The following is a 14,310-nucleotide window of genomic DNA, read 5'->3' on the forward strand; positions in this document are numbered from 1 at the left end:
TCCTATCAGGTGCCGGCCGGGCCGGCGGTGCGACGGGGTCTTCTGGTCTGGGTGCGGCTGCGGCGGGCGGCGACGCGCTCGGCGGCGCGGGCCAGTTCCGGGACGGCGGCGCCGCCGGAGTGCAGGTGCGCGGCGAGGGCGCGGACGGTGGGATGGCTGAACAGGTCGACCAACGGGATCCGGCGGGCGAGCCGGGCGGTGACCTGGGCGTGCACCCGTGCCAGGGCGAGCGAATTCCCGCCCACGTCGAAGAAGTTGTCGGTGTGCCCGACTTCGGCGACGCCGAGGACGTCGCACCAGGCACGGGCGATCACGGCCTCGGTCACGGCGAGCACCGCCGGATCCGCGGCCACCGACGGCGGGCGTGCACTGGCGCGGGTCATCGCGGCGGGCGCGGCGGTGCGGACACCCTCCCGCGGCAGCTCCGGCACGTTCGTCCCGACCGGCGCGTCCGGCGCCGCGGCCAGCGCCCCGAGCAGGGCGACGTAGTCCTCGGCGAGCCCGGCCATCCGGGCGTGGCCGAACAGGTCCGGGTTGTACAGCAGTTCGACGCCGTCGTCGTGGACGTACACCGTGAGGTCGAACGGCGACCCCGGCTTGTCGACCGGCAGCCACGCCGAGGCCACGCCGGGCAGGTCCAGCCGCGGCTCGGTGAAGTTCAGGACGTTGAACATCACCTGCACGAGCGGGGCGTGCGCGGGATCGCGGGGCACGCCGAGCGCCTCGACGAGCCGCTCGACCGGCGCGGCCGGATGCGCGGTCGCGGCGAGGAGTTCCGCACCGCCGTCGCGGACGTGCGTGGCGAAGTCCGCGGCGTCGTCGGCCCGCAGCCGCACCGGCACGATGTCCACGAAGAACCCCGCGACGTCCTGGCACTCGGCGAGCTGCCGGTCCGCGACGACCGTGGCGACCAGGTGATCGGTCGCGCCGGTCAGCCGCCGCAGCAGCTGTCCGAACGCGGCCAGCAGCACCCCCGCGCGCGTCGTGCCGGTGCGGGCGGCCAGTGCCCGGACCGACTCGACGGCACCGTCCGGAAAGGACTGACGCAGGCTCGCGCCCCGGTAGGTCTGCACGGCCGGGCGCGGCCGGTCCCGCGGAAGGTCCACTGTGGTCGGCGCACCGGTGAGATGTTCGCTCCACCAGGCGACGTCCACGGCCTCCCTGCGTTCGTCGCGTCCGGCCCGCCACACCGCGTAGTCCGCATAGGACGCCACCGGTGGTGGCAACGGCTCGCCCCGGTAGGCGGCCGACAGGTCGGCGCAGAGCAGGTCCTGCGACCAGCCGTCGAACACCGCGTGATGCAGCGTGAAGCCGAGCACGTGGTCCGTCTCGCCGAGCCGGTAAAGCCTTACGCGCCAGGGAGCCTCGCGGTCGAGACGCACCGGCGTCGCGGCGTCGGCGGCCAGCCGGGCCCGCAGCCCGTCCTCGATCACCGGTGCCACCGGCAGCGGAATGTCCGACGGCGGCAGGAGATCCGCCAGTGGCGCGCCGTCGACAGCGCGGATCCGCCAGCGGAGCACGTCGTGCCGCTCGGCGACCGCGCGCAAGGCCTGGCGCAGCGCGCCGACGTCCAGCGCGCCGGTCAGCCGGAACGCCATCGCGATGTTGTACGGCGCGGCGTCCGGGGCGAGCTGGTCGAGGAACCACAGCCGCCGCTGCGGCGGGGACAGCGCGGGCGCGTGCCCGGTGGTCAGCCCCGGCCCGGTCAGCGGCGGCGCGGCCGCGACCCGCCGGGCGAGCCCGTCGAGAGTTCCGGCGGCGAGGACGTCCTCCGTGGCGACGTCGGCGGCCAGCTGCGCCCGCAACGCCGCGACCAGGCGCATCGCGGCGATCGAATTCCCGCCCGAGGCCAGGAAATCCGGCCCCGCGCCGTCGCCGAGCACGCGCCGCCAGATGGCCGCGACCGCGCGTTCGGCCGGGGTGCCGAGCGGGCCGAGGTCTTCCCGTTGTCCTGCCAGTGCCGCTTCGGCCAGCTCTCGCAGGGCCGGCCGGTCGATCTTGCCGGTGACCGGGTTGACCGGCAGGCGGTCGAGCACCCGGAGCGCGGCCGGGCGCATCGCCGCGGTGAGCAGGTCCCGGCCGAGACTGTCCACATCGGACGGTGCGAACGCCGGTGCCAGGAAGGCCACCAGCCGGGTGCCGCCCGGCCCGGGGACGGCCTCCACGGCGGCGGCGTCGACAGCCGGGTGAGTCATGAGCGCGGCCTCCACCTCGCCCAGCTCGATCCGCTGGCCGCGGACCTTCACCTGCCGGTCGGCGCGGCCGGCGAACTCGAGACGGCCGTCGGGCAGCTCGCGGACCAGGTCGCCGGTGCGGTAAAGCCGTTCCCCCGGCGTCATCGGATCGTCGACGAACTTCGCCGCGGTCAGCTCCGGGCTGCCGAGGTAGCCGAGCGCGAGGCCAGGGCCGCCGATGAGCAGCTCGCCGATCTCGCCGGGCGCGACCGGCCGCAGCTCGGCGTCCACGACGTACGCCCGGTGGTTCGGCGTCGGCCTGCCGAGCGGCAAAGGGTCGGTGGGGAGGCCGGTGACCTCGTCGGTGACGACCACGACGGTGGTTTCGGTGGGGCCGTAGGCGTTGAAGAACCGCCGCCCCGGCAGCCAGCGCGCGGCGAGCTCCGCGGGCACCGGCTCGCCACCGCAGGCGATGACGCGCCAGCCGGGCACGGCCGCGGGGTCCACCATGGACAGCAGCGTCGGCGTGACGAAGCCCCACTCGACGTCGTGCTCGACGAGGAACCGCCGCAGCCGTTCGGGATCGGCACGGTCGGCGGCGCCGGCGAGCTGGACCGATCCGCCGTGCGCCAGCGGGACGAACACGTCGATGGTGAAGGCGTCGAAGGCGAGTGAGGAGATGCCGAGCGACCGGGCGCCGGGCCGGATCCCGAGAGCGGCGGCGAACCCGGTGACGAACGCGACCACGTTGCGGTGGCTGGTCAGCACGCCCTTGGGGCGGCCGGTGGAACCGGAGGTGTAGAGGAGGTGGACGAGGTCGTCCGGTCCGGCGGGGCAGTCGACGAGCCCGTCGGCGGGCGTGGGCACGTCGAGAGCTTCGATGCCTTCCATGGCACCGAACTCGGCCCGCGCGCAGTCGCCGACGACAAGGGAAACCCCGGCGTCCGCGGCGATTTCGGCCAGCCGAGTCTTCGGGCCGCCGGGTTCGAGCGGCACGTAGGCGGCCCCGGACAGCAGCACACCCACGACGGTCGAGATCAGCTCCGGCCGCCGGTCGGCGCAGACGCCGACGCGGGTGCCGGGCCCGGCACCCCGTGCGTGCAGCAGCCGGGCGACGCCGGTCGCCGACGCGACCAGTTCGCGATAGGTGAGCCGGGTGTCACCCTGCCGGACGGCGACGGCATGCGGGGTGCGCGCGGCCTGGGCGAGGATCAGCCCGGTGAGCGTGGTGTCCGGATAGGACAGTGGCGGGCCGTGGCCACCCACGACGGGCAAGGTGTCGGTCACCGAGGGGTCTCCTGGTCTGAGTGTCTGTGAGGCAGTGGGTCGATCCAGTGGCGTTCCCGCTGGAACGGATAACCCGGCAACGGGACACGGCCGGGATCGCCGTCCGCTCCCCATGCGATCTCGCCGCCCGCGGCCCAGTGGGCGGCCAGGTCCCGCTCCGCCCCGGCCGGGCCCTCGACGTCGGTCCCGTTCGCCAGCACCGCGTCGAGCGCGGCGACCGCCGACGCGACCGAGTCCGCCACCACGGCGGCCCGGCACGCGAACGCCCGCCGGAGAGAAAGCGTGTACGCCGTGTCCCCGAGGTCCGGAGCGTCCGTGGCGAGCCGGTCGCGCAGCCGGGACACCGTCTCGCGCAACGCCTTCGCGTCACGCGCGGACACCGGCAGTACGAACGGACCGTTCGCCGCCTGCCGCGGTGGGCCGGCCGGGGCCTCCTCCACGATCACGTGCACGTTCGTGCCGCCCATGCCGAACGAGCTGACCCCGGCCACCCGCCGCTCGCGGGCGGGCCAGTCGGTGGCCTTCGCCGGGACGTACCAGGGTCCGCCCGCCAGGTCGACCTCCGGGTGCGGGGCCGTGAAGTGCAGGTTCGGCGGGATGACGCCGTGCCGCACGGACAACACCGTCTTGATCAGCCCGGCGATACCCGCCGCCGCGTCTAGGTGCCCGATGTTCGTCTTCACCGAGCCCAGCGCACACGTTTCGGGCGGTGCGTCCCCGTAGACGCGGTTGAGCGCGGCGACCTCGATCGCGTCGCCGAGCGGCGTGCCGCTGCCGTGGGCTTCGAGCAGCGCGACCTCGTCCGGGGCGACCTCCGCGACGGCCAGCGCCTCGGCCACCGCGGCCGCCTGTCCGGCCGGTCCCGGTACGGCGTAGCCCGCGCGGTCGGGGCCGTCGTTGGTGATCGCCCAGCCAGGCAGTACGGCGTAAACGTGGTCGCCGTCGGCGAGTGCGTCCGCCAGCCGCCGCAGCACGACCACCCCGGCGCCCGAACTGAACCCGGCGCCCGCCGCGGCGACGTCGAACGCGCGGCACCGGCCGTCCGGCGAGACGAGCCCGCCGCCGCGGTATCGCGGCCACGTCACGCTCGCCCCGCCTGCCAGCGCGACGTCGCACCGGTAGTCCGCGAGGCTCTGCGCGGCCAGTGCCACCGCCGCGAGCGAGCTGGAGCACGCGCTCTGCACGGCCACCGCCGGCCCGGTCAGCCCCAGCCGGTAGGCGACCTGGCCGGGAAGGTGGTCGGTGAGCTGGCGGCCGGTCAGCCGCCCCTCCCAGTCGTCCGGATCGACGTCGCCGGTCACCGCCGGATTGCCGAACAGGTGGAACAGGAAGTAGCGGTTCACCGAGGTGGCCGTGAACACCCCGACCGGCCCGGTCTCGGCGGCGGGGTCGCGTCCCGCGTCCTCGAGTGCCCGCCAGGCCGTTTCGAGGAACAGCCGGTGCTGCGGGTCGGTCCGCGCGGCTTCGTCGGCGGTGAACCCGAAGAACTCGGCGTCGAACCCCTCGACGCCCTCGATCCGGCCACCCGCCCGCACGTACGCCGGGTCGGCACGCAGGCCTGGCCCGATGCCCAGCGCCGCGAGCTCGTCATCGGCGTAGTCGTGGATCGAGTCGACGCCCGCGCAGAGGTTCCACCAGAACGAGGCGGCGTCCGGCGCGCCCGGGAACCGGCAGGCCAGCCCGACGACGGCGATGAGATCCCCGGCCCGCTCCTCCGCGGCGACAGGCGGCCGGCTGTCCGAAGTGGACTCCGTCAGCCAGGCTGCCTGCGCGGCGATCGTCGTGCGCTCGAACAGGGCGAGCAGCGGGACGTCCACCCCGAACTCGTCGGCCAGCCGCGCCTGCACCCGGCCGAGCCGCAGCGAGTCGCCGCCGGCGTCGAAGAACGCCTCGGTGCGTCCGACCCGGTCACGGCCCAGCACTGCGCACCAGATCCAGTGCACACGTTCCTCGGCCGGGGTCAGCTGCTCTGCCGGGACGGTCGCGGCCGCCCGCGGGTCCGGCAGCGCCAGTTCGTCCAGTTTTCCGGTGACGGTCAGCGGAAAACCGTCCAGCACCGCGACGGCCGCGGGCACCGAGTAGCCGGGCAGGACGTCCGCCAGCGCCGCCCGCAGCACCTTGCCGTCCGGACGCGGGCCGGCCGCGGTCACGTACGCGAGCAGGTCGCCGTCGCGCACGATCGCGCGGGCTTCCGCCACGCCGGGTTGTTCGGCGAGCCTGGCCTCGACTTCGGTGAGTTCCACCCTGAAGCCGCGGACCTTGACCTGCCGGTCGAGCCTGCCGAGGCAGACGAGATTCCCGTCCGGCAGCAGCCGGCCGAGGTCGCCGGTCCGGTAACGACGGCCGCCGTCGGCCGTCACCCCGAACGCCGGGCTCGGCTGGTCGAGGTAGCCGTCGACGAGATGCCGCCCGCGCACTTCGAGTTCGCCGCTGTCCAGCACGGCGAGCGTGAACCCGGGCAGCGCGTGCCCGATCGGCAGCGGCCCTTCGGCGTCCGGGGCCAGCTCGGCGGCGGTCGTCCGGTAGTGCGCGGCGAAAGTCACCTCGGTGGCGCCGTAGCCGTTGACGAACACGCACTCCGGCGCGAACCGGCCGCGCCGGACGTCGGCGTGGGTCGCCTGCTCGCCGCCGAGAAGCACGGTCCGCACGGACGGGAGGCCGGTCTCGCCGAGGACGTCGAGCAGATGCCGGTAGACCGTGGGCGTCGAGTGGTAGACGGTCACCTCGTGCCTGGCCAGCTCGCGCGCGGCGTGGGCGAGGCCGTGCGCGCGCAGGTCGACCGGCACGAGCGCGGCACCGGTGAGCAGTGCCGGGTACAGGTCCGGGATCGCCGCGTCGAAGCCGAACGACGCGAGCAGGCTGAGCCGGTCGGCCGCGGTGATGCCGAGCGCGGCGATCTGGTTGTCGACGACGTGCAGGAGGTTGCGGTGGGTCTGCGCGACGGCCTTCGGCCTGCCGGTGGACCCGGAGGTGAACAGCACGTACGCCGGACTGTCCGGATCGAACTCGGGCACCGGGAGCGGAGCGATCTCCGTACCCGAACGCACGAGCCGCGCGGACCCGGTGCGGCACAAGGACTCCGCCAGCTCGACGTACTCCGGATCCGCGAGCACGGCGGTCACCCTCGCGGCCGCGAGCTGGTACTCGAGACGCTCCTGAGGGAAGGTCGGGTCCAGCGGGACGTAGGTGCAGCCCGCGGCGAGCGTGCCGAAGATCGCCGCGATCGCGTCGCTGCCGTGCCCGGTGACGAGCCCGACCCGCTCCCCCGGCCGGACACCGGCCTCACGCAACCGCAGCGCTCGGCCGCCCGCGAGCCCGGCAAGGCGGGCGTAGGTGAGCCCGGTGCCGTGCCCGAAGACCGCGATCCGGTCGGGCGATTGCCGGGCGTGCACGTCGAATCGGCTGACACAGCCGGCTTGTGTCATCGGGCGTCGAGCAGTCGCTCCGAAGTTTTTCGGGCGCGCGACAACAACGGCGTGGACTTCATCTTGCTCCCCAGTGAACATTCAGGTGAAGAATTACGCAAGGTTAAGACGACCGGCCGCGCCTAGGAATACGAATTCCGTCGATTTGGTTCGAATGGCCTACCGATCTTGGACCATACGGGGCAGTTTTCCCTGTCTTGCGACCGAATCGGCCACCGTGACGGCACTTCGCCACCGACCATCGGCCACCATCGACACTCGATTGACTACGCTTGGTAATGCGTCGGATATTAACCGACACCGTGCCACTAAATACGTTCACAACGGCAACAGGTAAATTCTCCGCAATCGATTCAGAAATACGATTCCCGATCGCGACGCTTCCCGGAGTCGACCTCCGAGACAAACTTACGTCCGTCGTAAAGTTACGCTCGACCGACAGAGTGCGGGCAATGACTCGCATGACGACTACTGAGACAAGTCGGGCATGGACTGTCAGGGTCGACAGCGGCAGCGACTCCTTGACTATCCACAAAGGACACTTTTCAGGCTTGCATGTCCGGTTTGGCATACTTGCGTGTTTCTGAGAGGGTGTCGTGAGTGGCATTGAGGGTTCTCTTAGGTACCTACTGCGTGACCTGCGGCGCTTCTTGCGTGAAGTACATGAAGGACCCCTTCCTGTACCTGGACGCAAGGAAGGGGTCCTTCATGTACTGGGGCTGATGTGAAGGTCGAGTTTCCTCGGCTGAGCCGAGGGAAGGGGGCCTTCACGCGCTATCGCTGTAGTGCCGAGTCTCCAGGTGGCGTTCTTGTCCCCCAGCCTCAGCCCGGGCCGAGCTCGGCCCGGCATGTAGCGAAGGGCACCTTCCCTACTCTCAGGGCAGGGAATTCTATTGCGGGGTAAGGCAAACGTGGCCGACTTGTCGACTCGCGCCGCGGCCTGATGCTCCCAATGTGGCATTGGGGACGCCGACCGTCTCCAATGCCACATTGGGGGCAGGCACGGCACTCACGACCCGCTCGCGGGCTAGCGAGTCCGTTTCTCCGTCTGCTGCTCGGCGATCCAGTCCCGGTACACCGTCACATCGGTCCAGATGCCCAGACCGCTGGCGCACTTCGGATCCGCGTCACCGTCGCGGCTGGTGGCACCGACCAGTTCCCACTCACCCGGCCTGCCCTTGATCTGCGGCCCGCCCGAGTCGCCGTAGCAGCCCATCGCGTCCGGCGTGTCGGAACCGGTGCAGATCTCCTTGCCCGCGGCCACATCGCGGCATTCCTCCGTCGGCATGACCTTGGTGTCCAGCTCCTGGAGGATCTCCGGCGCCCCGCAGTTCTGCTCGGCGCAGTGCTCACCCCAGCCGAGGATCCGGGTCGCCGTTCCCGCGTCGCCCGCGGCCTCGGCGATCTTGATCGGCTGTTCGGGCACCGGTTTGTCCAACCGTACCAGCGCGATGTCCCCGCCCGGCGGCTTCTGCCTGGCGAAGTCCGGATGCACGATGATCCGGCTGACGCCGGTTTCGGTGCCCCCGCTGTTGTGCTGCCGTGCCCCGATCCTGACCCTGACCTGCCCCGGCCGCGCTCCCTGCACGCAGTGCGCCGCGGTCACCACCCAGTTCTCGCTGATCAGCGAGCCACCGCAGAAGTGCTTCCCGCCCTCCTGCAGCGACACCATGAACGAATAGTCCTCGGTCGCGTCGTGCCCGCCGATGACGTACGGCGTCGGACCTTCAGCCGCCGCGGCGGCCCCCGGCACCAGCACTGCTCCTACCGCGGCCAAGCCGACCGCCAATATCCCTGTTCTGCGAAGCATTTCGCCAACTCCCCGTAGATGACTAATTGCTGACAGTCGTCACGCTATGGGGTGATGATCACCGCTGGATCGGCCTATCGGCCGGGTGTACATCGGCCGATAGGCCGACCCGGCGTGACACCGCGGCCCACGATGGACGAGCGCGCCGCGGAGGCCCGGATTTGTCCACTGTAGACAGTGGCGGAGCCGGGCACGGACCTGTGCGTGCGCGCGTGCCACCTGATCGTGTCGGAGGGCGTACCTGGTTGGTCCTGCCGGCGGGTGGCGGGTTTGCGCAAGGGTCGGGGTATGCGCATTCGATCTTCGCGGGGCGTTGTCGCCCTTGCTGTCGCCGGGATGTTGACAGGTAGTGCGATCGCCGCCGCGGCGCCCGCGTCGGCCGCACCGGTCCTTGCCCAAAGCTGGTCCCAGGTGCGTTTTCTGGGTGAGCGCACCATTCCGCAGTATTCGGAGTTCCGGGGTACCACAGTCGGCGGATTGTCCGGGATAGACCGCGACAAACGTACCGGCCAGTGGGTGATGATCAGTGACGATCGGTCGGACCGTCAGGCCGCCCGGTTCTACACGGCGGAGATCGACGTGGACGGCGGGGGCGTGCACGACGTGCGGTTCACCGGGACGAAACCGTTCCTGCGTCCGGATGGGCAGGTGTATCCGCCGTCTTCGGCCGGGGACGGGACGACGGTCGATCCGGAGGACATCCGGGTGGATCCGTGGACCGGGAAGTACTGGTGGAGCCAGGAAGGCAATCGGCCGCGCGGCACACCCACGCCGACGGATCCGGTGATCCAGCCGTCACTTCAGCGCGCAGGCCGCGACGGCGCCTATGCGGGTGAGTTGCCGTTGCCGCAGAACTACAAGATCACCACCGGCGAGACGGGGCCGCGGCGCAATCTGGTGCTGGAGGCGATGACCTTCGCCGCCGGTGGCGCGTTGCTGACCAGTGCGGTGGAGTCGCCGCTGCTGCAGGACGGGCCCGTTCCCACACCGGACCATGGCGGCCTGTCCAGGGTCACGGTGCACACGCGCGCCGGCACAACGCTGGCCCAGTACGCCTATCCGCAGGAGCCGTTGTTCGCGGCGACGAACCCGCCCGGCTCGTTCGCCGACTCCGGGATCCCCGAGATTTTGGCGCACCCCACCGATCCGACCCGATACCTGGTGATCGAACGCGGTTATGTCACCGGACACGGCTACAACGTCAAGCTGTTCGAGATGAGCACGCGGGGTGCCACGAACATCAAGAACGTCGACGCACTGGCGGGCACCACCGTCACACCGGTCGGCAAGAAGCTGTTGCTGGACTTCCGCGACCTGCCGCTGCCGCTGATCGACAACTACGAGGGAATGTCCTGGGGGCCGGCCCTGCCCACGGGCGAGCGCACCCTTCTCGTGGTCAGCGACGACAACTTCTGGCCCGGCGAGAACACCCGTTTCGTCGCGCTCGCCATCCGCTGACGGAGCCGCCGCGGGTCTCGCGTGATCGGACGCCGTACACCCGAGTGCGGTATCCAGACACGCGAGGCCTCAGCCCTTCAATGCCACCTTCCCGATGGCGGCGGCGGCCAAGGCGGTCACCCCGTCCTTGACCGGCGCGCCATCGGTCTGGTTGGTGTAGTCGACGTGGTAGACGACATTGCGGTACCGCGCCGTGACCGCCACCGAGTGGCCGCGTTTCCCCTGTTCGACGATCAAGGCCTCATCAGCGTCTTTCACGTTCACCGAAGCCCCGTTCCGGACCTGGCGCTTCAGGTGTTCCGTCGCGGCGTCCACGCCGGATTTCGTGCGGGTGGCGCGATAGACGTAGCTGGTGACGATCACGTGCGCCGCCCGGACCTTGTCCTTGAGGAAGGTGTCGGTGTTGCCCCAGAGGCATTGCCCCTGCGCCATGGAGTCCGACGTGGTGTCGCCCGAAAGCGCCTTGAACTCCGTCCGTCCGGGGATGTAGGGAGCCACCTCGCTCTTGTCGAAGAGCGCACAACCGATCGGCGCCTTCGCCAGGTCCTGTGAGGCATCCACCGGCGGTGGCCCGTCCGAGCCGCTTTTCCTGATGAAGAACCAGTATCCGCCGAAGGCCAGCCCGAGCACCATGACGGTACCCAGCGCCAGCATCGTGATCAGCAGCCCGGTCTTCTTCTTGCGCGGCGGCGGCTGCTGCCCCCAGCCCTGCTGGAGATAGGGCTGGTGGTACTGCTGCCCCGGATACGACCCTGGCGGACCGGGCTGGCTCATCGAACTCCTCGAACATCTTCCTCGGAGCGACGCGCTCCTGGTCGCGGCGAAGGGCCGCGGGCATCCAGTGCCCCTCAACACCGAATGCCCGCGGCGTCCCCTGCACCGGCGACGCTAGTCCGGTCGCGACCCCGGGGATGTCGGGTGAACGCCTTACAATGACGCCTCGTTGAGTTCGGCTAGCGTGATGACACCGTCGTCGAGTGCCCGGGTGACGAGTTCGCTCTTGGTGCGGGCATCACGTCCGACGCCCGCGTATTTCACCCGCACCCGGGTGATGTGCGTGTCGACGGTCTTGACCGTGATGTGGAGTTTCGCGGCGACGAGTTCCTTGGAGGAGGCGGCGAACCATGCCCGCAGTACCTCGGTTTCCCGTGGGGACAGGCGCGGCCTGCCCGGGGCGTCGTCCGCGGCGAGCGCACCCGAGAGCGACGGCGCCGTGTAGGCCTGTCCGTCGGCGACCGCCCGGATAGCGGGCACGAGATGCTCCGGGCCCTCACGTTTGGTCAAGTACGCGAGCGCGCCGAGGTCGATGCATTTGATCGCGGTGGCGTTGTCCGCGTGCTGCGAGTACACGACCACGCGGCGGCCGCTCTCGACCAGGCGGCGGAGTTCGCCGAAGTCCGGTTTGCGGGGCACCAGTTCGAGGTCGAAGATCACCACGTCGGCGGCGGCGCCGGGGCCGGTCCACACATCGCCGAGCCGGTCGCCGGCGTCGACGAGCCCGATCGGCGGATCCGCCTGCTCACACCAGTACCGTACGCCCGCCGCGATCGCCGCGTGATCGTCCACGATCACCGCCGTGATCAGCTCTCCGTCGGCTGCCATTGGGCCTCCATCCACACTGTTCCGTCACCGTCGAAGATCTCGATCCGCACGTGCGGGGTTCTCGCTGTGGACACGATCGGCTCGGCACAGTCCGCGACCACGTTGACCGACACCAGATCCGCGCTTCCGACCACGGTGACCCGCGCCCAGGAGCCTGCCGTCGCCAATGCGGTCAGAGCGGCGTCGGTGAGGTCTCGCCGGACGGCCACCGGCGGCACGGGCCAGTGGCCACGCACGTCCAACTCGACCTCGACGCCTTTGCGGTCGGCGATGTCCGCGCAATGCCTCAGCTCATGCAGCAGCGGGTTCTCCACCGTGTCGGTTTCGGCGAACAGCCGGCGCATCCGGGCCGCTTCGATCGCACATCCCCGCTGCACCAAGGGATCCGAAGGCGCGAGCGAACCGTCCGCCAGTCCTGCCAGCAACGGCACGGTCGTGTCGGCGAGCTCGGCGAATCGCCGCGTGCGACGGCTGTGCGCGCCCGCCGCGACGGCTTCCGCGGTGCGCACCCGTTCCAGTTCCCGGCCTGCCGTGGCCGCCCGCGCCCCGATCCGGCCCAGCACGGCCGCGACCACGGCGACGCACAGCGGAAGGCCGAACACCGTCACGGAACCGGTGGCGAACCGCGCCAGCACCGACCGGCTCACGTCGTGGAACAACAGCAGGTTCGCCAGTGCGAGCGACTCGTGCGTCAGCAGGAAGGCAAGCATCGTCCGGAAAGGACGATCGAGCAGGACGACGATGCCGACCCAGTTGGCCGCTCCGAACAACCAGTCCACAGTGGTCGCCGTCTTCCCGTCCGGCAACGTCAGGTACGCCAACGTGGACGTGGCCAGCACGACGGCGACGGCGGGCCACCGCGACACTCCCCACGGCCGCCGTCGCACGACCAGCACCAGCTCGACGGCCAGCACCGCGGTCAACGCGGCGAGCGCGGTGAACTGGGCCGCCGGCAGGTCGTGGGATCTCAGTCCCCGCACCAGATTGGTCAGCCCGAGCACGTCGACCGTCAGCACCGCGACGACCAGCACGGCGATCCGCAGTCCGCGTCTCAGCTGTTCCTGGGTGGCTTCGTCGTCGCTTATGACGACCACTCCAACCGAACCATCGTGCCCGCCCCTTCGGCCGATGTGATCGTCGCCGTGCCGCCGACCCGGTCCATCCGGCCGTGCACGGATTCCCGCAGCCCCCGCCGCGACGGCACGCTGTCGCCGGCGTCGAATCCCTTTCCCTCGTCGGAGATTTCGGCGATTACCGACCGGGGGTCGCCGCGCAGCCGGACCCGTGCCCGGTCGGTCCCCGCATGACGGCGCACGTTGTTGAGCGCCTCACGGACCGCTCCGGCGATCGCGCCTGCCACGTCGGACGGCAGTGGCAGCCGCGGCGGCGCGTCCAGCTCGACGATGAGGTGGCCGGTGCCGAGATCCGCGCCGAGCAGCTCGACGAGGTCGGTCTCCGGCGATGTCCGCCCGTCGTGGACGAAACTCAGCCGGGCCAGGTCACGGCGTGCCTGCGAGGCCAGCCACTTCGCGTCCGGGGGAACCTGGCCGAGGCCGACCATCAACAAGGTGGTGGCCGCGGTGTCGTGCAGTGAGTTCGCGAGTTCGCGTTCCTCGGCGCGGACGGCCGCCGCCACGGCGGCCTCCCGCCGCGCCCGTTCGGCCTCGGCCGCCATCCGATCGGCACGTTCGGCGGCGCGGGTGACCAGCACCCAGGCCACCCTGGACATCGCGGCCATCACCGGCACCCACAACTGTGACGCGCTCAGGTCGAGCCCGGCGGCGGCGAAGATGCCGAGCATCCCGCCGCCGGCGACCAGCGCCGCGACGGCACCGGTCAGCGGCGCGGTGTGCCACTGCCAGGTCACGCACGCGAAAATGACCAGGAGCCGAAGCCAGCCGGTGTTGCCGTCCGCCTCGGCGTCGGTCCAGAACACGGTGAGACACAAACCCAGCAGGACCGCCACGTCCACGCCGATCGGTGCCCGCCGCAGCCACCATCCCCGCGCGCAGGTCCAGACCATGGCGGCGGCGACCACCGCCACCGTGGCCGCGAACTCCGCGGACGAGCTTCTCAGCAGACCGATCGCCGCGATGGGCGGCAAAGTCGCGACACGGACGGCGACGGCGTAACGGTGCCCGAAACCGTTCAGCAGCCGCCCGGCCTCCCCCGTCACCCGCTACCTCGCCCACCGTCGAACCCGGCATCCCTCGCACGGGTGACCTTACCGGCCCCAGGGTCAGGCGGTGCCGGTTCTCGAATGACACCTGCCGTCGCACGGCGTCCGCTCGCGCCGCGGCGATCGTGTGCATGACCGTGGCCTAGCTTGGCCTCCAACGAAGGTTCTTCGATGACTTCAAGGTAGGCAAGAGGCATTCGGGGCGTTGCTCCGGGAGCCGGTGCGCTTTGAATGTCCGCACGGGACACTTCGAGTGGTGAAACGTCTGGTTGATGCTGTATGACCGGTTTTCGTGGGGGTGGGGGGGGGGGGGGGGGGGGGGGGGGGCCCAAAAACACAACACCCCCCCCCCACAAAAAAAAGAAACCACCAACA

Annotated in this window: 8 protein-coding genes; 1 reads left to right on the top strand and 7 read right to left on the bottom strand. The window is 70.9% G+C overall.

Annotated features, from left to right (window positions below):
• Window positions 1-5: 5 nt before the first annotated feature.
• The 3 genes from ACIHAO_RS30200 to ACIHAO_RS30210 form a co-directional block, all read right to left on the bottom strand.
• Window positions 6-3,461 carry an amino acid adenylation domain-containing protein gene (locus ACIHAO_RS30200; RefSeq protein ID WP_396563492.1) on the bottom strand — a complete coding sequence of 1,152 codons (3,456 nt, stop codon included), beginning with the start codon at window positions 3,459-3,461 and terminating at the stop codon, window positions 6-8.
• Entirely contained in the window at window positions 3,458-6,886 is a 3,429-nt protein-coding gene (locus ACIHAO_RS30205; protein ID WP_396563494.1) for an AMP-binding protein, read from the bottom strand. Before ACIHAO_RS30205 ends, ACIHAO_RS30200 begins: the two co-directional genes overlap by 4 nt.
• Window positions 6,887-7,913: 1,027 nt before the next feature.
• Window positions 7,914-8,696: a S1 family peptidase gene (locus ACIHAO_RS30210; RefSeq protein ID WP_396563496.1), complete on the bottom strand. Its 783-nt coding sequence runs from the start codon at window positions 8,694-8,696 to the stop codon at window positions 7,914-7,916.
• 177 nt (window positions 8,697-8,873) lie between these two features.
• Between ACIHAO_RS30210 and ACIHAO_RS30215 the strand changes: the two genes are divergently transcribed.
• Window positions 8,874-10,154, top strand: coding sequence for an esterase-like activity of phytase family protein (locus ACIHAO_RS30215; protein WP_396563498.1), 1,281 nt, complete (start codon window positions 8,874-8,876; stop codon window positions 10,152-10,154).
• Window positions 10,155-10,223: 69 nt separating this feature from the next.
• On the opposite strand, the gene ACIHAO_RS30220 is transcribed toward ACIHAO_RS30215, so the two are convergent.
• The 4 genes from ACIHAO_RS30220 to ACIHAO_RS30235 form a co-directional block, all read right to left on the bottom strand.
• On the bottom strand, window positions 10,224-10,928 hold the full coding sequence (locus ACIHAO_RS30220) for a hypothetical protein (protein WP_396563500.1): 705 nt from the start codon (window positions 10,926-10,928) through the stop codon (window positions 10,224-10,226).
• A 153-nt stretch (window positions 10,929-11,081) separates the two neighbouring features.
• Window positions 11,082-11,756, bottom strand: coding sequence for a response regulator (locus ACIHAO_RS30225; protein WP_396563502.1), 675 nt, complete (start codon window positions 11,754-11,756; stop codon window positions 11,082-11,084).
• Complete coding sequence (locus tag ACIHAO_RS30230; RefSeq protein ID WP_396563504.1) at window positions 11,735-12,850, bottom strand: hypothetical protein; 1,116 nt, start codon at window positions 12,848-12,850, stop codon at window positions 11,735-11,737. Before ACIHAO_RS30230 ends, ACIHAO_RS30225 begins: the two co-directional genes overlap by 22 nt.
• The gene (locus tag ACIHAO_RS30235) at window positions 12,838-13,932 is read right to left on the bottom strand and encodes a sensor histidine kinase (RefSeq protein ID WP_396563506.1); all 1,095 of its coding nucleotides are present in this window, start codon (window positions 13,930-13,932) and stop codon (window positions 12,838-12,840) included. The genes ACIHAO_RS30230 and ACIHAO_RS30235 overlap by 13 nt, the downstream gene beginning before the upstream one ends.
• Window positions 13,933-14,310: the final 378 nt, after the last annotated feature.

Source organism: Amycolatopsis sp. NPDC052450, assembly GCF_044547565.1.
In the GTDB taxonomy this organism is placed as follows: domain Bacteria; phylum Actinomycetota; class Actinomycetes; order Mycobacteriales; family Pseudonocardiaceae; genus Amycolatopsis.

Bases quoted from the DNA above. Each gene is read 5' to 3' on its own strand.
- ACIHAO_RS30220 (WP_396563500.1), bottom strand. From the start codon at position 10,928: ATGAGCCAGCCCGGTCCGCCAGGGTCGTATCCGGGGCAGCAGTACCAC.
- ACIHAO_RS30205 (WP_396563494.1), bottom strand. From the start codon at position 6,886: ATGACACAAGCCGGCTGTGTCAGCCGATTCGACGTGCACGCCCGGCAA.
- ACIHAO_RS30210 (WP_396563496.1), bottom strand. From the start codon at position 8,696: ATGCTTCGCAGAACAGGGATATTGGCGGTCGGCTTGGCCGCGGTAGGA.
- ACIHAO_RS30225 (WP_396563502.1), bottom strand. From the start codon at position 11,756: ATGGCAGCCGACGGAGAGCTGATCACGGCGGTGATCGTGGACGATCAC.